16 protein-coding genes are annotated in these 16439 nt (G+C 71.3%); 8 read left to right on the top strand and 8 right to left on the bottom strand.

All coding sequences use genetic code 11. From position 1 onward, the window contains the following. Positions 1-4 precede the first annotated feature (4 nt). The 6 genes from whiA to BJ958_RS07400 all read left to right on the top strand — a co-directional run bounded on the left by whiA (position 5) and on the right by BJ958_RS07400 (position 4793). A complete protein-coding gene (gene whiA / locus BJ958_RS07425) occupies positions 5-991 on the top strand; it encodes a DNA-binding protein WhiA (RefSeq protein ID WP_179726255.1) in 987 nt (328 codons plus the stop codon). A 78-nt stretch (positions 992-1069) separates the two neighbouring features. Then, positions 1070-2068, top strand: a complete 999-nt coding sequence (gene gap / locus BJ958_RS07420) for a type I glyceraldehyde-3-phosphate dehydrogenase (RefSeq protein ID WP_179726254.1) — start codon at positions 1070-1072, stop codon at positions 2066-2068. Between the two features lie 24 nt (positions 2069-2092). Continuing rightward, positions 2093-3301, top strand: a complete 1209-nt coding sequence (locus tag BJ958_RS07415) for a phosphoglycerate kinase (RefSeq protein WP_343052600.1) — start codon at positions 2093-2095, stop codon at positions 3299-3301. 1 nt (position 3302) lies between these two features. After that, positions 3303-4100, top strand: coding sequence for a triose-phosphate isomerase (gene tpiA, locus BJ958_RS07410; RefSeq protein ID WP_179726253.1), 798 nt, complete (start codon positions 3303-3305; stop codon positions 4098-4100). A 27-nt stretch (positions 4101-4127) separates the two neighbouring features. Then, entirely contained in the window at positions 4128-4364 is a 237-nt protein-coding gene (gene secG, locus BJ958_RS07405) for a preprotein translocase subunit SecG (protein WP_179726252.1), read from the top strand. A gap of 69 nt (positions 4365-4433) precedes the next feature. Then, positions 4434-4793 (top strand): RNA polymerase-binding protein RbpA, encoded by a 360-nt coding sequence (locus tag BJ958_RS07400; RefSeq protein WP_141007576.1) that lies wholly within the window; start codon positions 4434-4436, stop codon positions 4791-4793. An 84-nt stretch (positions 4794-4877) separates the two neighbouring features. Here the strand turns inward: BJ958_RS07400 and BJ958_RS07395 are convergent, their stop codons facing one another. Genes BJ958_RS07395 through BJ958_RS07385 form a run of 3 tightly spaced genes read right to left on the bottom strand, consistent with a single transcriptional unit; the run spans position 4878 to position 7725 of the window. Continuing rightward, a complete protein-coding gene (locus BJ958_RS07395) occupies positions 4878-6077 on the bottom strand; it encodes an amidohydrolase (protein ID WP_179726251.1) in 1200 nt (399 codons plus the stop codon). Continuing rightward, complete coding sequence (locus BJ958_RS07390) at positions 6074-7525, bottom strand: sodium:solute symporter family protein (RefSeq protein ID WP_179726250.1); 1452 nt, start codon at positions 7523-7525, stop codon at positions 6074-6076. The genes BJ958_RS07395 and BJ958_RS07390 overlap by 4 nt, the downstream gene beginning before the upstream one ends. Then, positions 7525-7725 carry a hypothetical protein gene (locus tag BJ958_RS07385; RefSeq protein WP_179726249.1) on the bottom strand — a complete coding sequence of 67 codons (201 nt, stop codon included), beginning with the start codon at positions 7723-7725 and terminating at the stop codon, positions 7525-7527. Before BJ958_RS07385 ends, BJ958_RS07390 begins: the two co-directional genes overlap by 1 nt. Positions 7726-7863: 138 nt before the next feature. Here BJ958_RS07385 and BJ958_RS07380 point away from each other — a divergent pair, with 138 nt between their 5' ends. Then, positions 7864-8511: a GntR family transcriptional regulator gene (locus tag BJ958_RS07380; protein WP_179726248.1), complete on the top strand. Its 648-nt coding sequence runs from the start codon at positions 7864-7866 to the stop codon at positions 8509-8511. A gap of 10 nt (positions 8512-8521) precedes the next feature. Here the strand turns inward: BJ958_RS07380 and pgl are convergent, their stop codons facing one another. The 4 genes from pgl to tkt are packed head-to-tail and all read right to left on the bottom strand — an operon-like array spanning position 8522 to position 14176. Next, on the bottom strand, positions 8522-9253 hold the full coding sequence (pgl, locus tag BJ958_RS07375) for a 6-phosphogluconolactonase (RefSeq protein WP_179726247.1): 732 nt from the start codon (positions 9251-9253) through the stop codon (positions 8522-8524). Next, positions 9250-10896 carry a glucose-6-phosphate isomerase gene (gene pgi / locus BJ958_RS07370; RefSeq protein ID WP_179726246.1) on the bottom strand — a complete coding sequence of 549 codons (1647 nt, stop codon included), beginning with the start codon at positions 10894-10896 and terminating at the stop codon, positions 9250-9252. The genes pgl and pgi overlap by 4 nt, the downstream gene beginning before the upstream one ends. A gap of 5 nt (positions 10897-10901) precedes the next feature. After that, a complete protein-coding gene (gene tal / locus BJ958_RS07365) occupies positions 10902-12020 on the bottom strand; it encodes a transaldolase (RefSeq protein ID WP_179726245.1) in 1119 nt (372 codons plus the stop codon). 44 nt (positions 12021-12064) lie between these two features. Beyond that, entirely contained in the window at positions 12065-14176 is a 2112-nt protein-coding gene (gene tkt, locus BJ958_RS07360) for a transketolase (RefSeq protein ID WP_179726244.1), read from the bottom strand. Between the two features lie 153 nt (positions 14177-14329). Between tkt and BJ958_RS07355 the strand changes: the two genes are divergently transcribed. Continuing rightward, positions 14330-15247, top strand: a complete 918-nt coding sequence (locus BJ958_RS07355) for a heme o synthase (protein ID WP_218866174.1) — start codon at positions 14330-14332, stop codon at positions 15245-15247. A 310-nt stretch (positions 15248-15557) separates the two neighbouring features. On the opposite strand, the gene BJ958_RS07350 is transcribed toward BJ958_RS07355, so the two are convergent. Next, positions 15558-16439 (bottom strand): COX15/CtaA family protein, encoded by an 882-nt coding sequence (locus BJ958_RS07350; protein ID WP_343052599.1) that lies wholly within the window; start codon positions 16437-16439, stop codon positions 15558-15560.

Genomic DNA, 16439 nt, shown 5'->3' with positions numbered 1-16439 from the left:
CCGTATGGCGATGACGGCACAGGTCAAGGCGGAGCTCGCCAACATCCCGGTGACGAAGGTCTGCTGTCGCAAGGCCGAGGTCGCCTCGATGCTGCGCTTCGCCGGGGGACTCCACATCGTCGGCGGCCGGATCGTCGTCGAGGCAGAGCTCGACACCGGTGCCGCCGCCCGGCGCCTGCGCAAGGACATCTCGGAGATCTACGGCCAGGGCTCCGAGGTCGTCATGGTGCAGGGCAACGGCCTGCGCAAGGGCAGCCGCTACATCGTGCGCGTGGTCAAGGACGGCGAGGCACTGGCCCGCCAGACCGGCCTGCTCGACCAGCGCGGCCGCCCCGTCCGCGGCCTGCCGCCGGCCGTCGTGTCCGGCGGTGCCTGCGACGCGGTCGCCGCCTGGCGTGGCGCCTTCCTTGCCCACGGCTCGCTCACCGAGCCCGGTCGCTCCTCGTCCCTCGAGGTGACCTGCCCCGGCTCGGAGGCCGCGCTCGCGCTCGTCGGGGTCGCCCGCCGGCTCGGCATCCAGGCCAAGGCCCGCGAGGTGCGGGGCGTGGACCGCGTGGTCATCCGCGACGGGGACGCGATCGGCCAGCTCCTCGCCCGGCTCGGCGCGCACGAGACCCTGATGGCGTGGGAGGAGCGCCGGATGCGGCGCGAGGTCCGGGCCACCGCCAACCGCCTGGCCAACTTCGACGACGCCAACCTCCGCCGCTCCGCCCGCGCCGCCGTCACCGCCGGAGCCCGGGTGGACCGCGCCATGGAGATCCTCGGCGACGAGGTGCCCGACCACCTGAAGATGGCCGGCGAGCTGCGGCTCGAGCACAAGCAGGCCTCGCTCGAGGAGCTCGGGCAGCTGCACGACCCGGTCCTGACCAAGGACGCCATCGCCGGCCGCATCCGCCGGCTGCTCGCGATGGCCGACAAGCGCGCCGAGGAGCTCGGCATCCCCGACACCGAGGCGTCGCTGACACCCGAGATGCTCGCCGGCGACGCGTAGCTCGACCCCTGACGAGGTTGGAACCGCCGGGATAGGGTCGGAGGACCGGCAAGGTCCCGCTCTCCCTGGAGGTTCGCAGTGACTGTTCGCGTAGGCATCAACGGATTCGGTCGGATCGGCCGCAACTTCTTCCGCGCGGTGCGCGCGAGCGGGGCGGACATCGAGATCGTCGGTGTCAACGACCTGACGGACACCGCGACCCTGGCCCACCTGCTGAAGTACGACTCCATCCTCGGCCCCCTCGACGCCGAGGTCGCGGCGAGCGAGGGCGCGATCCACGTCGGCGGTGCGGAGATCAAGGTCTCCGCCGAGCGCGACCCCGCGGCGCTGCGCTGGGGCGACCTCGGCGTCGACGTGGTGGTCGAGTCGACCGGCTTCTTCACCGACGCGACCAAGGCCCGTGCCCACGTGGACGGCGGGGGAGCGAAGAAGGTGATCATCTCCGCCCCGGCGTCCAACGAGGACGTCACGATCGTGATGGGCGTCAACGACCAGGTCTACGACCCGGCCGCGCACACCGTGATCTCCAACGCGTCGTGCACCACCAACTGCCTGGCGCCGATGGCGAAGGCCCTGCACGACGGGCTCGGCATCGTCAGCGGGCTGATGACCACGGTGCACGCCTACACCGCCGACCAGAACCTGCAGGACAACATCCACAAGGACCTGCGCCGGGCCCGGGCGGCCGCGATCAACATCGTGCCGACCTCGACGGGTGCCGCGAAGGCGATCGGGCTGGTGCTGCCCGAGCTCAAGGGCCGCCTCGACGGGTACGCCCTGCGGGTCCCGACCCCGACCGGGTCGTTGACCGACCTGTCGTTCGAGGCCACCCGCGAGACCAGCGTCGAGGAGGTCAACGCGATCGTGAAGGCGGCCGCGGACGGTCGTTACCTCGTCTACTCGACGGACCCGATCGTGTCGTCGGACATCGTGACGAACCCGGCCTCGTGCATCTTCGACGCGCCGTTGACCAAGGTGATCGGCAACCAGGTCAAGGTCGCGGGCTGGTACGACAACGAGTGGGGCTACTCCAACCGCCTGGCGGACCTCATCGTCCACGTCGGCGCCACCCTCTGACCGATGGCCTAGGCTCTGACGCTTGTGACTGACTTCAACGGCCTCGCCCCCGAGTTCTTGCAGAGCGTCCGCGGCAAGCGCGTCCTCGTCCGTTCCGACCTGAACGTGCCGCTCGACGGCAGCCGGATCACCGACGACGGCCGGATCCGCGCGAGCGTTCCGACCATCAAGACGCTCGCCGACGCGGGCGCCCGGGTGGTCGTCACCGCGCACCTCGGTCGGCCCAAGGGCGAGCCGGACCCGGCGTACTCGCTCGCGCCCGTCGCCGCTCGCCTCGGCGAGCTGCTCGGTGCGCCCGTCGCCTTCGCCACCGACACGGTCGGTGCGTCCGCCCAGGAGACCGTGGCGGGTCTCGCCGACGGCCAGGTCGCGCTGCTCGAGAACGTCCGGTTCAACGCCGGGGAGACCAGCAAGGACGACGCGGAGCGCGGCGCCTTCGCCGACCAGCTCGCGGGCCTCGCGGACGCCTTCGTGTCCGACGGCTTCGGCGTCGTGCACCGCAAGCAGGCCAGCGTGTACGACGTCGCGCAGCGTCTCCCGCACGCCATGGGCGGCCTGGTCGCCGCCGAGGTCGAGGTGCTGCGCCGCCTGACCGTCGACCCGGAGCGCCCCTACGTCGTCGTGCTCGGCGGCTCGAAGGTCTCCGACAAGCTCGGCGTGATCGACAACCTGCTCGGCAAGGCCGACAAGCTGCTCATCGGTGGCGGCATGGTCTTCACGTTCCTCAAGGCCGACGGCCACGAGGTCGGCAAGAGCCTGCTCGAGGAGGACCAGCTCGACACGGTGCGTGCCTACCAGGCCCGGGCGAGGGAGCTCGGCGTCGAGATCGTGCTGCCCACCGACATCGTGGTGGCCGACAGCTTCGGCGACGAGGCGTCCGCCCGGGTCGTGGCGGCCGACGCCATCCCGGCCGAGAGCCTCGGGCTCGACATCGGGCCCGAGTCCGGGAAGGCCTTCGCGGCCGCGCTCGCCGACGCCCGCACGGTCTTCTGGAACGGCCCGATGGGCGTCTTCGAGCAGCCCGCCTTCGCCGAGGGCACCCGTGCCGTCGCCGAGGCGCTGACCAAGGTCGACGGCCTGTCGGTGGTCGGCGGCGGCGACTCCGCGGCCGCCGTGCGCACCCTCGGGTTCGACGAGGCCGCCTTCGGCCACATCTCGACCGGAGGCGGTGCGAGCCTCGAGTACCTCGAGGGCAAGCAGCTGCCCGGCATCACCGTCCTGGAGGAGAGCTGACATGGCCGCCGCACGCACCCCGCTGATGGCGGGCAACTGGAAGATGAACCTCAACCACGCCGAGGCCGTCGTCCTCGTGCAGAAGCTCGCCTGGACGCTGTCCGACAAGCGGCACGACTACGGCAAGGTCGAGGTCGCGGTGATCCCGCCGTTCACCGACATCCGCTCGGTGCAGACCCTCGTCGACGGGGACCGCCTCTCGATCCGCTACGGCGCGCAGGACGTCTCCCAGCACGCCGGCGGCGCCTACACCGGCGAGATCTCCGCGGCGATGCTCGCCAAGCTGGGCTGCTCCTACGTCGTGGTCGGGCACTCCGAGCGACGGCAGTACCACGGCGAGACGGACGCGGTCGTCAACGCCAAGGCCAAGGCCGCGCTGGCCGAGAAGATCACCCCCATCGTGTGCGTCGGCGAGGGCCTCGAGGTCCGCCAGGCCGGCGAGCACGTCGCCTACACCAACGCCCAGGTCGAGGGCTCCCTCGACGGGCTGACCAAGAAGCAGGTCGCCGGGCTGGTGATCGCCTACGAGCCGGTCTGGGCGATCGGCACCGGCGAGGTCGCCACCCCCGACGACGCGCAGGAGGTCTGCGCCGCCATCCGCGAGCAGGTCCGCAAGAGCCACGGCGACGAGGCCGCGGACGCGGTCCGGATCCTCTACGGCGGCTCGGTGAAGGCCGCGAACGTGGCGGGCATCATGGCCAAGGCCGACGTCGACGGCGCCCTCGTGGGTGGTGCGAGCCTGGAGGCCGACGAGTTCGGGGGAATCTGCCGGTTCTACGACATGCCGGTGCTGTCCTAGCACCAGGCCTGACGTAGGATTCCTCGCGTGTCGACGCTTCTGACTGTGCTGCTCGTGATCACGAGCCTGATCCTCATCCTGCTCGTGCTGCTGCACAAGGGTCGGGGCGGCGGCCTCTCGGACATGTTCGGTGGCGGCGTGTCGAGCTCGCTCGGCGGGTCGTCGGTCGCCGAGCGCAACCTCGATCGGTTCACGATCGGGATCGGCGTCATCTGGTTCGCCTGCGTCATCGCGCTGGGCCTCCTGCTCGCCTATCAGAACTGACTTCACACACACGTCGTGCAACCGACCCGGACAGCGCCGGGTCGTCCGAGGGCTTGAGGAGAGAATCCGTTGGCTGGTGGTGGGAACGCGATCCGCGGTAGTCGCGTCGGTGCGGGTCCGATGGGCGAGGCCGAGCGCGGCGAGGCCGCGCCTCGTCAGGCGGTCACGTACTTCTGTGCGAACGACCACCGTTCGGTGATCACCTTCTCCGTCGAGGCGTCCGTCCCGGACTCCTGGGACTGCCCGAAGTGCGGGCTTCCCGCGGGCCTCGACTCGGAGAACGCTCCGCCGGCGCCGAAGATCGAGCCGTACAAGACGCACCTGGCCTACGTGAAGGAGCGTCGCTCCGACAAGGAGGCCGAGGTCATCCTCGACGAGGCCATCCAGCTGCTCCGCTCGCGCCGCAAGTCCGGCGAGATCATCTTCTGACGCTTCACGCCAACGGCCCCGGCGCCGGCCTCCTGCGGGAGAGCCGGGCACCGGGGCCGTTGACGTCGTGGCGGACTGGGGGGATCAGGACAGGTAGCGCCCGTCGCGGGCCACGACCGAACCGGCCTTGATCACGACCTCGCGCACCGGCACCCGCGCGACCGCCTCGGCCGTGCAGCGGGCCCGGACCAGGACGAGGTCGGCCAGGTCGCCCACGCCCAGCCCGTAGTCCTCCAGGCCGAGCATCCTCGCGGCACCGGTGGTCGCCGTCGCCAGTGCCTGCTGGAGGCCGGCTTCGGTGCGCACCGAGTTGCGATAGCCGACGAGCATCGCCCGCCGGAGCATGTCGCCGTCGCCGTAGGGGCCCCACAGGTCGTTGATCCCGTCGCTGCCGGACGCGAAGGTCACGCCGGCGGCCGCGAGCTTGGCGAGCGAGGGGACCGGTACGTCGTACACGGCCGCCGAGACGATCGCGACGCCCGCCTCGGCGAACCGCTCGATGAGGGCGTCCTGGGTCGGCTCGTGGGCGAGGCCGAACGCGTGGCTGATCGCGACCTTGCCGGCCAGGCCGTACGCCGTCGTCCGGTCCACGATCTGTGCCATCTCCCAGGCGCCGAGGGCCCCGGAGTCGTGGAGGTGGATGTCGATCCCGCACGCCGTCCGGGCGGCGAGGTCGAAGATCGCGTCGAGGTGCTCGAGGGGAGCACCGTCGAACCCGGCCGGGTCGATGCCGCCGATCGTGCTCGCGCCGGCGGCGACCGCGTCCTCGAGCAGCGCCAGCGTTCCCGGGTTCGAGATCAGGCCGCCCTGGGGGAAGGCGACCTGCTCGATGGTGACGCTGTCGGCGTACCTGTTCGCGACGTCGGCGACGACCTCGACCCCACGGGTGCCGACGCCGGGATCGACGTCGGAGTGGGTGCGGATGTGCGTCGTGCCCGCGCCGACCATGGTCTCGACCAGCGCCGAGACGTAGTCGCCGCGCGGCAGGCCGTACCGGTCGCGCACCGCACGCTCGTGGGCGATGCGCTCGTGCACCGAGCCGAGCTCGGGCACAGGCACCCACGGGCCGGAGTAGAGCGTCTTGTCGATGTGCGCGTGCGCGTCGACCAGGCCCGGGAGGGCGAGCAGCCCAGTGGCGTCGATGGTCTCGACGCCACCGCCGGGGGCGCCCGCCTGGGGCGTATCGGCTGTGGGTACGACGGCTGCGATCCGCTGGTCCTCGATGGTGAGGGTGACGGGCGCGTCGTGGCCCTCGAGGGTCAGGTTCTCCAGGCGCAGGCTCACGCCGCGACTCCTTCCGGCGTCTTCTCCTCCGCGACGTCGCTGGCGACCACCAGCGAGCCGACGACGGTGACGGTCAGGTTGACCGCGAGGGCGACGAAGCCGATGTTGCAGCCGAGCACGATCGGCGTGCTGGTCAGCACCGACCAGGCGACCAGGCCGAGCCCGACGGCTGCACCCGCCATGGTCGCGGCGGTGCTGAGACGCTTCCAGAACAGGCCGAGAAGGACCGCCGGCACGAACTGCGAGACGCCGACCTGGCCGATCTGGAGCAGGTTGACGAGCAGCGTCGGCGCGGTGAGCGCGATGGTCAGGCTCACGCCCATCACGACCAGCACCATGATCCGCGACATCCGCAGGACGCTGCCGTCGGAGGCGTTCGGGGCGAAGGCGTCCCGGAAGACGTTCTTCGACAGCTGGGTCGCCGACTGGAGCACCAGCAGGCTGACCGGAACGATCGCAGCGAGGGCACCACCGGCGCCGACGACGCCGACCAGCCACGGCGGCAGGGTCTCGACGGTCAGGTTCAGCAGCACGCCGTTGCTGGCCGGGCCCTGGATGCCGGGGATGACCAGCAGCGCGGTGAGGCCGACGAGGACGGGCAGGAACAGCAGCACGCTGTAGAACGGCAGGAAGACCATGTTGCGCCGTACCGTGTGCTCGGACTTCGCCGAGAAGATCGCTGCGGTCGAGTGCGGGAACATGAAGAAGGCGAGTCCCGACCCGATCAGGGTGGTCATCATCCACAGCGAGGTGTGCTGCTCGGTCAGCCCGTTGAGCGCGAGCAGCCCGGGGTGCTGGTCCTGGACCTTGTCGACCACGCTCGCGTAGGAGCCGAAGTAGTGCAGCGGGATCCAGACGCCGACGATGACGATGGCGGCGACCATCAAGATGTCCTTGAGGATCGAGACCAGGGCCGTCGCGTGCATGCCGGAGAGGTAGACGAACACGGCGACCACCGCGAAGGCGACCAGCATGCTGGCCTCGCGGGGGAGGGCGCCCTTCGTGGTGACCTCGAGGATCTGCCCGAAGCCGAGGAGCTGGATCTCGATGTAGGGGATCATGAAGGCCACGCCGACGACGCCGAACAGGGCACCGATCCACCGGCTGTTGAAGCGGTGGGCGAAGTAGTCGGCCTGGGTCATCAGCCCGTGGTCGTTGGCGTAGCGCCACAGCCGGGGCAGGTACAGGTACCCGAGGCACATCGCGATGGTGCCGTACGCCGTGGTCCACATCGCCGCGGCGCCGAGGCTGTACGCGCCACCCGACGCGCCGAGGAAGGTGGCGGTCGAGTAGATCTCGCCGGCAGCGAGGACCCAGAACAGCACGGTGCCGAAGGAGCGGCCGCCGATGCTCCAGCTCGCGAGGTCGCCGCTCACGGCGCGTCGTCGCGACATGATGCCGATCAGCGCGGCGGCAGCGAGGGTGATGACGATGATCGCGGCGGCCATCAGAGGTCGCCTCCCTCGTGGCGCCGGTTGATCAGGTCGGCGGCCAGCACGAACAGCGGGCCGACGAGCACCCAGAACAGGAACCACGTCCCGATCGCGGGCAGCGGACCGATCCGGTGGTCGCCCGCGAAGGCGGGCACGCCGGCGATCAGCACGACCACCGGGACCAGGGGGAGCACCCCTGCGAGTTTCTTGGACATCTGTGACGCTCCTGGGTATTTGGTATACCAACTCTGGTATACCAGCGACCATAGGTCTAGGATGCGTCGTTGTAAAGGGGTTCGGGCGAGCGAGGTCGCACTGACGGCGTCGACCGTCCGGACGGGACCGGAGGTGGGATGAGCACGCTGGCCGACATCGGGGGTGCGCACCGCTCGCTGAGCGACGAGGTGACCGCCGCCGTGCGTGAGCTCATCGTCACGGGCGAGGTCGGGCCCGGGGCCCGGCTGCACGAGCGCAACCTCTCGGCCGAGCTCAACGTCTCCAGGGTGCCCGTGCGCGAGGCGATCCTGCGGCTCGCCGTCGAGGGCCTGGTCCGCGTCGAGCCGCGCCGGGGAGCGTTCGCGACGGAGGTCGACGACGCCGCGGTCCAGGAGGTGTTCGACGCGCGCGAGGTTCTCGAGTCCCGCCTGGCCGCGTTCGCGGCCGAGCGGCGCACGGACGCCGACCTCGCGCTGCTGCGCTCGTTCCTGGTCACCGACGTGCCGTCCGAGGCGAGCGAGCACCGCCGGATCGACGCCGGCTTCCACCAGGCGCTCATCGACGCCGCGCACCACGAGGTGCTGGCCCGGCTGATGGAGCCGCTGCAGCACCACGTGCGCCGCCTGTTCTGGATCACCGGCGGGCGCACGGGGGTGGACATGGAGGGCCACCACGAGGAGATCGTGGACGCCGTCGCGGCGGGGGACCCGAGGCTGGCATCGCGGCGCGCGCGGGACCACGTCCGGGCCGTGCGCCGGGCGACCTCCGGGATGCTGCCGGGTTAGGGCAGGCCGGCTAGAGCTGGCCGGCGGCGTCGCGGTCCAGGAACCAGATCGTCTCGGCCGCGCCGGTGACGCCCCGGGCGGGCGTCTCGGCGACCGAGCCCTCCTCGGCGAGCGCCCGGCGCACGGCGTCGGCCTTGGCCTCGCCGCTCGCCAGGAACCACACCGACTGCGACCGGTTGAGGGCCTCGAAGGTGAGGCTGACCCGCTCGGGCGGCGGCTTGGGGGAGTCGTGCACGCCGACGGTGATCGCGGAGGTCGTCTCGAGGGCGGGATGGCCCGGGAACAGCGAGGCGACGTGGCCGTCCGGGCCGACGCCGAGCATCAGCACGTCGAAGTCGCCGATGCCCTGGGCGCGGAAGGTGTCGGCGTACGCCGTCGCGGACTCCTCGACCGAGCCGACCTCCGAGGACGCCGGCGCGGTGTGCACCCGGTGGGCGCCGACCTCGTCGAGGAAGGCGGCCCGGGCTTGGTTGACGTTGCGGTCGGCGGAGTCGGCCGGGACGAAGCGCTCGTCACCGAACCAGAGCACCACGGCGCCCCAGTCGACTCCGGAGGCCGGGGCGAGACGGGCGATCTCGCGGTGCACGGCGTCGGCGATGGTGCCGCCGGTGAGCCCGACGTTCGGGACGTGGCCGGCCGCCTGCGCGTCGGCGACCCGGTTGAGGAGCTCGCCGGCGACAGCGGTCGCGAGCGTCTCGGCGTCGGGGTGGACCTCGACGAGGGGCGGCGGGGTCTCGGTCATCGTGTGCGCTGCTCCCGGTAGTAGTCGATCATCGCGCGGGTGGACGCGTCCTGCTCGGCCAGCACGGCGGCGTCGCCCGCGAGGCCCGGCGCGATCTGGAGCGCGAGCTGCTTGCCGAGCTCGACACCCCACTGGTCGAAGCTGTCGATGCCCCACACGGCGCCCTGGGTGAAGGTGATGTGCTCGTAGAGCGCGATCAGCTGGCCGAGCACGGAGGGGGTCAGTGAGGGCGCCATGATCGAGGTCGTCGGCCGGTTGCCGGAGAACACCCGGGCCGGCACGATCCCCTCGGGCGTCCCCTCCGCGCGGACCTCGTCAGCCGTCTTGCCGAACGCCAGCGCCTTCGTCTGGGCCAGGAAGTTGGCGAGCAGCAGCTCGTGCACGTCGGTCTCGCCGTCGGTGAGCGGGTACGCCGGCGAGGCGAACCCGATGAAGTCAGCGGGGATCAGCCGCGTGCCCTGGTGGATGAGCTGGTAGAACGCGTGCTGTCCGTTGGTGCCGGGCTCGCCCCAGAACACCTCGCCGGTGTCGGTGGTGACGGGGGAGCCGTCCCAGCGCACGCTCTTGCCGTTGGACTCCATGGTGAGCTGCTGGAGGTACGCCGGGAACCGGTGCAGCAGCTGCGAGTAGGGCAGCACCGCGTGCGACTGGGCGCCGAGGAAGTTGGTGTACCAGACGTTCAGCAGGCCCATCAGGACCGGCACGTTCTGCTCGATCGGCGCGGACACGAAGTGGTTGTCGATGGCCCGGAAGCCGCCGAGGAAATCCTCGAACCGCTCCGGCCCGATCGCGACGGCGAGCGACGTGCCGATGGCGGAGTCGACGGAGTAGCGCCCGCCGACCCAGTCCCAGAACCCGAACGCGTTGGCCGGGTCGATGCCGAAGGCCGCGACCTTGTCGAGCGCCGTGGAGACGGCGACGAAGTGGCGCGACACCGCCTCGTCGCCGGCGCCCAGGCCCTCGAGCAGCCAGGCCCGGCACAGACGGGCGTTCGTGAGCGTCTCCAGGGTCCCGAAGGTCTTGCTGGACACGATGAACAGGGTCGTTGCCGGGTCGAGGCCCGCCAGCTCCTGCGCCGCGTCGGTCGGGTCGATGTTGCTGATGAAACGGCACTCGAGGCCGGCTTGGACGTACGGCTTGAGGGCCTCGTAGGCCATCACCGGTCCGAGGTCGGAGCCGCCGATGCCGATGTTGACCACCGTGCGGATCGGCTGGCCCGTGAAGCCGCGCCAGGCGCCGGAGCGGACGTCGTCGGCGAAGGCGTACACCCGGCGCAGCACGGCTTGGACCTGCTCCACGACGTCGGCGCCGCCGACCTCCAGGTCGGAGCCGGCCGCACGCCGCAGGGCGGTGTGCAGCACGGCGCGGTCCTCGGTGACGTTGATGTGCTCGCCGCGGAACATCGCGTCGCGCTGTGCGGCGAGCTCGATCTCGGCAGCCAGCGCCTGGAGCGCCTTCCAGATCTCCGGGGTGACCAGGTTCTTGGACAGGTCGACGCGCAGGTCGCCGGCCTGCACCGTGGACCGCGCGACCCACTCGGGGTCGGCGAGCATCCGGCGCAGATCGGGCTCGAAGCCCGAGGCCAGCTCGGCGAGCCGGCGCCAGGCCTCGGTCGTGGTCGGGTCGACGGGAGCCGCGCCCACCGGGGTCAGGCTCCGGCCTCGCCCGACGTCGCCGCCATCTGCGCCTCGACGGTGGCGACCAGCTCGGTCCAGGAGACCTTGAACTTGTCGACGCCCTCGGTCTCGAGGACCAGGAACACGTCGTCGAGGTCGACGCCGACGGCGGCGAGGCTGTCGAAGACCCCCTGGGCCTCGGCCGCCCTGCCGGTGACCTGGTCGCCGGTGACCTCGCCGTGGTCGGCGAAGGCCTGCAGCGTCTTCTCCGGCATCGTGTTGACCGTGTCGGCCACCACGAGGTCGGTGACGTAGAGGGTGTCGGAGTACGCCGGGTTCTTCACGCCGGTCGAGGCCCACAGCGGCCGCTGCGGGTGGGCGCCGGCCGCGGCGAGCGCCTGCCAGCGCGGGGAGGCGATGACCTCCTCGAATGCGGCGTAGGCGAGCCGGGCGTTGGCGACGGCGGCCTGGCCGCGCAGGGCGAGCGCCTCGTCGGTGCCGATCTTCTCCAGGCGCGCGTCGATCTCGGTGTCGACGCGCGAGACGAAGAAGGAGGCGACCGACTGGATCGTGCCGAGGTCGATGCCCGCGGCCTGCGCCTGCTCAAGGCCGGCGAGGTAGGCGTCCATGACCGCGCGGTAACGCTCGACGGAGAAGATGAGGGTCACGTTGACGCTGATCCCGGCCGCGATGGTCGCCGTGATCGCCGGCAGGCCCTCGACGGTGGCGGGGATCTTGATCAGCGCGTTCGGCCGGTCGACCGAGGCCCACAGCCGCCGCGCCGACGCGATGGTGGCGTCCGTGTCGTTGGCGAGGGTGGGCTCCACCTCGATGGAGACGCGACCGTCGGCGGGGTGGCCGGCCGCCACGGGGGCGAGCACGTCGCAGGCGTTGCGGACGTCGTCGGTGGTGAGCGCGAAGATCACGCCGTCCACGCCCACGCCGCCCTCGACCAGCTGACGCACCTGGGCGTCGTACCGCTCACCGTTGGCGATGGCGCTGGCGAAGATGGTCGGGTTGGTCGTCACGCCGACGACCGAGCGCTCGCGCACGAGGTCGGCGAGGTTGCCGGTCTCGATCCGCTCGCGGGACAGGTCGTCGAGCCAGATGGACACCCCCGCGTCAGCGAGGGCCTTCAGTCGATCAGTCATCGGTTCCTCCTTCTGCGGTGGCTTCTGTGGGGGTGGTGCCCGGTTCAGTCCCGGGCAGCCGCCGCGATGCTCTCCCGAGCGGCCTGGACGACCGCCTCGGGGGTGAACCCGAACTCGCGGAACAGGGTCGCTGCGTCGGCACTCGCACCGTAGTGCTCGATGCTGACGATGCGGCCCTTGTCGCCGACGTACTCGCGCCAACCCTGCTTGATGCCGGCCTCGACCGAGACCCGCGCCTTGACGGTCGGCGGGATCACGCTGTCGCGGTAGGCCTGGGTCTGCGCGTCGAACCACTCGAGGCAGGGCATCGAGACCACGCGGGCGTTGATGCCCTCGGCGGAGAGCTGCGCACGGGCCGCGACGGCGTACTGCACCTCGGAGCCGGTCGCGAGCAGCACGACGTCGGGCTGGCCGCCCTCGGCCTCGAGCAGCACGTAGCCGCCCTTGGCGACGTCGTCGGTGGTCGCGTAGCCCTCGGTGCCGCGGGGGAAGGTCGGCACGTTCTGGCGGCTGAGGATCAGGCCGGCCGGGCGGTCGTTGTTGCGCAGGACCTGCAACCAGGCGGCGGCGGTCTCGTTGGCGTCGGCGGGCCGGACGACGTCGAGGCCGGGGATCGCGCGCAGGGCGGCGAGGTGCTCGATCGGCTGGTGCGTCGGGCCGTCCTCGCCCAGGCCGATGGAGTCGTGGGTCCACACGTGGACGACCGGCGCGCCCATCAGGGCGCCGACGCGGACCGCGCCCCGCATGTAGTCGGAGAAGGTGAGGAAGGTGCCGCCGAAGACGCGGGTGCCGCCGTGGACCGCGATGCCGTTCATGATCGAGCCCATGGCGTGCTCGCGGATGCCGAAGTGCAGGACGCGGCCCTGGTAGGGGTCGGCCGGCCACTCCTCGACGCCGCGGTCGAGCGGGAGGAAGGACCTCGCGTCCTTGATGGTCGTGTTGTTGGAGCCGGCGAGGTCGGCGGAGCCGCCCCACAGCTCGGGCATGGCCCCGGCGATGGCGTTGATGACCTTCCCGGACGCGGCGCGGGTGGCGACCCCCTTGGCGTCGGCCTCGAAGACCGGCAGGGTCTCCTCGATGCCGTCGGGCAGGCGGCGGTCCTTCATCCGGTGCAGCAGCGCGGCCTGCTCCGGGTTCGCCTCGGCCCACGCGTCGCGCTCGGCCGTCCACTTGGTCTGCCACGCCTTGCCGCGCTCGACCAGGCCTCGGGTGTGGGCCAGCACGTCGGCCGGCACCTCGAAGGACTTGTCCGGGTCGAAGCCCAGCACCTGCTTGGTCGCGGCCACCTCGTCGGCGCCGAGCGCGGAGCCGTGCGCGGCCTCGGTGTTCTGAGCGTTGGGGGCAGGCCAGGCGATGACCGTCTTGAGGACGATCAGGGACGGCTTGTCGGTGACCTCGTCGGCGGCCTTGAGCGCAGCGTGCAGGGCCGGCACGTCCTCCTCGTAGTGGGCGAGGTCGTTGTGGTCGTTGCCGGTCCAGTCGACGGTCTGGACGTGCCAGCCGTAGGCCTCGTAGCGCTTGGCGACGTCCTCGTTGAACGCGATGTGGGTGTCACCCTCGATCGAGATCCGGTTGGCGTCGTAGACGACCGTGAGGTTCCCGAGCTCCTGGGTGCCGGCGATCGAGGACGCCTCGCTGCTCACGCCCTCCTCGAGGTCGCCGTCGGAGGCGAGCACGTAGACGTGGTGGTCGAAGATCGAGGGGCCGTCGCCGGCGTTCGGGTCGAGCAGGCCCTTCTCGCGGCGCGCCGCCATCGCCATGCCGACCGCGTTGGCGACACCCTGGCCGAGCGGACCGGTGGTGACCTCGACGCCGGCGGTGTGGCCGTACTCCGGGTGCCCGGGGGTCTTGCTGCCCCAGGTGCGCAGCGCCTCGAGGTCGCCGAGCTCGAGGCCGAAGCCGCCGAGGAAGAGCTGGGTGTAGAGCGTGATCGAGGAGTGGCCGCAGGACAGGACGAACCGGTCCCGGGCGATCCACGCGGGGTCGGCGGGGTCGTGCCGCATGACCTTCTGGAACAGCAGGTAGGCGGCGGGAGCCAGGCTCATCGCCGTACCCGGGTGGCCGTTTCCGACCTTCTGCACGGCGTCCATCGCGAGGACGCGGGCGGTGTCAACAGCCTTGCGGTCGAGGTCGGTCCACTCGAGCTCCGGGATCATGGCTCCGAGCCTACCGAGCGGCGTGGCGAGCACGACACCGGCTCGGTGCCGGACCCGGGACCCGGTCGGGCTACACTCGGACCGCTTTCCGTCTCTGCTTGCAAGGCCCCGAGGAACATTGCCGTGACCTACGTCGACCCGACCAGCCCCGAGCTGCTGTCCGGTGACGAGGGACCGCAGAAGGCGACCTTCCGCGACGTCGTGATGGCCTACGTCGGCCTGACCAAGCCGCGCGTCATCGAGCTGCTGCTCCTGACGACCGTGCCGGTCATGTTCTTCGCGGCGCGCGGCGTGCCCGCCCTGGGGCTCGTGGTGGCCACCGTCATCGGCGGCACCCTGTCCGCGGGATCGGCGTCGGTCTTCAACTGCGTCTACGACCGCGACATCGACGAGCAGATGCGTCGTACCCGTCGCCGGGCGCTGCCGCGCCACATCGTGTCGCCGGGCGCCGCGCTGGTCTTCGGTGTGGTCCTCGGCGTGCTGTCGACCGTGATCCTGTGGGCGTGGGTCAACCCGCTCTCGGCGATCCTGTCGGTCAGCGCCAACGCGTTCTACGTGTTCGTCTACACGATGCTCCTCAAGCGTCGTACGACCCAGAACATCGTCTGGGGCGGCATCGCCGGCTGCTTCCCGGCCCTGATCGGCTGGACCGCCGTGACCGGCGAGCTCTCGTGGGTGCCCGTGGTGCTGTTCCTCGTGGTGTTCTTCTGGACGCCCCCGCACACGTGGGCGCTCGCGCTGCGCTACCGCGAGGACTACGCCCAGGTCGACGTCCCGATGCTGCCGGTGGTCAAGCCGGCCCGGACCGTCGCGTTGCAGATCGTCGTCTACTCGTGGGTGATGGTCGCGACCTCGCTGGTCCTGTGGCCGGTCGCCGACACCGGCCCGGTGTACCCCATCGCCGCCGCCGTCCTGGGTGCGGTGTTCCTCGCCCAGGCCCACGGCCTCCACCGCCGCGCCCGGACCTCCGACGAGCTGAGCATCCTCCAGCCGATGCGACTCTTCCACTCGTCGAACCTGTACCTGTCGCTGCTGTTCGTCGCGGTGGCCATCGACCCGCTGCTGCACTGATCGGCCGGGGTCGCCCGCTCGGCGGGTGTGGCTCGGCGAAGTGGTCAGACCAGTCGGGGATTGGGCACAGACCGCATGCCCGGGGCCCGAATTGTTGCGGTTTGGGACCAAACCGCAATCGCGGGCGCCTTGCTCCACGAGCGCCCGGTCCTCGTCGGCGCCGGGCCGGCTGCCGTTGTCGAGGTGGTCGGACCAGTTGGCGATTGGGCACAAACCGCATGTCCAGAGCCCGAATTGTTGCGGTTTGGGACCAAACCGCAACGCCAGAGGGTCCGCTCAGCGGAACAGGCGCCCCCGGAGCCCCGGCGGCTCAGGCCCGGGGGCGAGTGGTGACGACCACGCGGGCGAGGCCGGCGGCGACGAGGGCGGCGCCGAGCATGTGCGTCCCGACGAGGATCTCGGGCAGGTCGGTGAAGAACTGGACGTAGCCGAGCAGGCCCTGGGCGAGCTCGACGCCGAGGAGCACGCCCGCGAACGTGGCGACCCAGCGGTCGCCGTGGCGGCGCGCGACGAGCAGCAGGGAGAGAGTCAGCACGACGAGGACGCCGACCGAGACGCCGTGGACGTGGGAGACGACCTCCGGGTCGAGTCCGGTACGACGGGAGTCCAGGTCGCCGGAGTGGGGCCCGGAGCCGGTGACCACCGTGCCGAGCCAGAGCACGACCCAGCCGGCGGCGAACGTCGCCCACGCGAGCCGCCGGGTGACGTCGGAGGCGATCGACCGGGTGGGGCCGGTCAGGTCGTCGACCAGCCACACGCACACGCCGACCATCGCCATCGAGACGAGCAGGTGGAAGGCGACGATCCACGGGTTGAGGTCGGTGAGCACGGTGATGCCGCCGACGATCGCCTGGGCGGGAATGCCGCCGAGCACGACCAGGGCCAGCGCGCGCACCCGGCCGGCCCGCCGCCACGCCGCGACCACGCACGCGAGCGCGATGACGAGCAGCACGTAGGTCAGCAGCCGGTTGCCGAACTCGATCACGCCGTGGATGCCGAGTGCGCTGTGCGCGGTGTAGGACTCGTCGGTGCACTTGGGCCAGGTCGGGCAGCCCAGGCCGGAGGCGGTCAGCCGTACGGCGCCGCCGGTCACCACGATCACGATGTTGGCGACCAGGTTCGCCCACGCCAGCGGCACCAGCCGCGTCTCCAACCCGCGCTGGACGTCGGTCAGTCGGGTCGCGGTGCTCAC

The sequence above is a fragment of the Nocardioides kongjuensis genome (assembly GCF_013409625.1).
In the GTDB taxonomy this organism is placed as follows: domain Bacteria; phylum Actinomycetota; class Actinomycetes; order Propionibacteriales; family Nocardioidaceae; genus Nocardioides; species Nocardioides kongjuensis.
Note: the sequence above shows the minus strand (reverse complement) of the source record. Positions and strands in the feature narration are given on the sequence as shown.

Coding starts and splice junctions, on each gene's coding strand:
- whiA (WP_179726255.1), top strand. CDS start 5: ATGGCGATGACGGCACAGGTCAAGGCGGAGCTCGCCAACATCCCGGTG.
- tpiA (WP_179726253.1), top strand. CDS start 3,303: ATGGCCGCCGCACGCACCCCGCTGATGGCGGGCAACTGGAAGATGAAC.
- BJ958_RS07390 (WP_179726250.1), bottom strand. CDS start 7,525: ATGGCCGCCGCGATCATCGTCATCACCCTCGCTGCCGCCGCGCTGATC.
- BJ958_RS07385 (WP_179726249.1), bottom strand. CDS start 7,725: ATGTCCAAGAAACTCGCAGGGGTGCTCCCCCTGGTCCCGGTGGTCGTG.
- BJ958_RS07380 (WP_179726248.1), top strand. CDS start 7,864: ATGAGCACGCTGGCCGACATCGGGGGTGCGCACCGCTCGCTGAGCGAC.
- pgl (WP_179726247.1), bottom strand. CDS start 9,253: ATGACCGAGACCCCGCCGCCCCTCGTCGAGGTCCACCCCGACGCCGAG.
- tal (WP_179726245.1), bottom strand. CDS start 12,020: ATGACTGATCGACTGAAGGCCCTCGCTGACGCGGGGGTGTCCATCTGG.
- tkt (WP_179726244.1), bottom strand. CDS start 14,176: ATGATCCCGGAGCTCGAGTGGACCGACCTCGACCGCAAGGCTGTTGAC.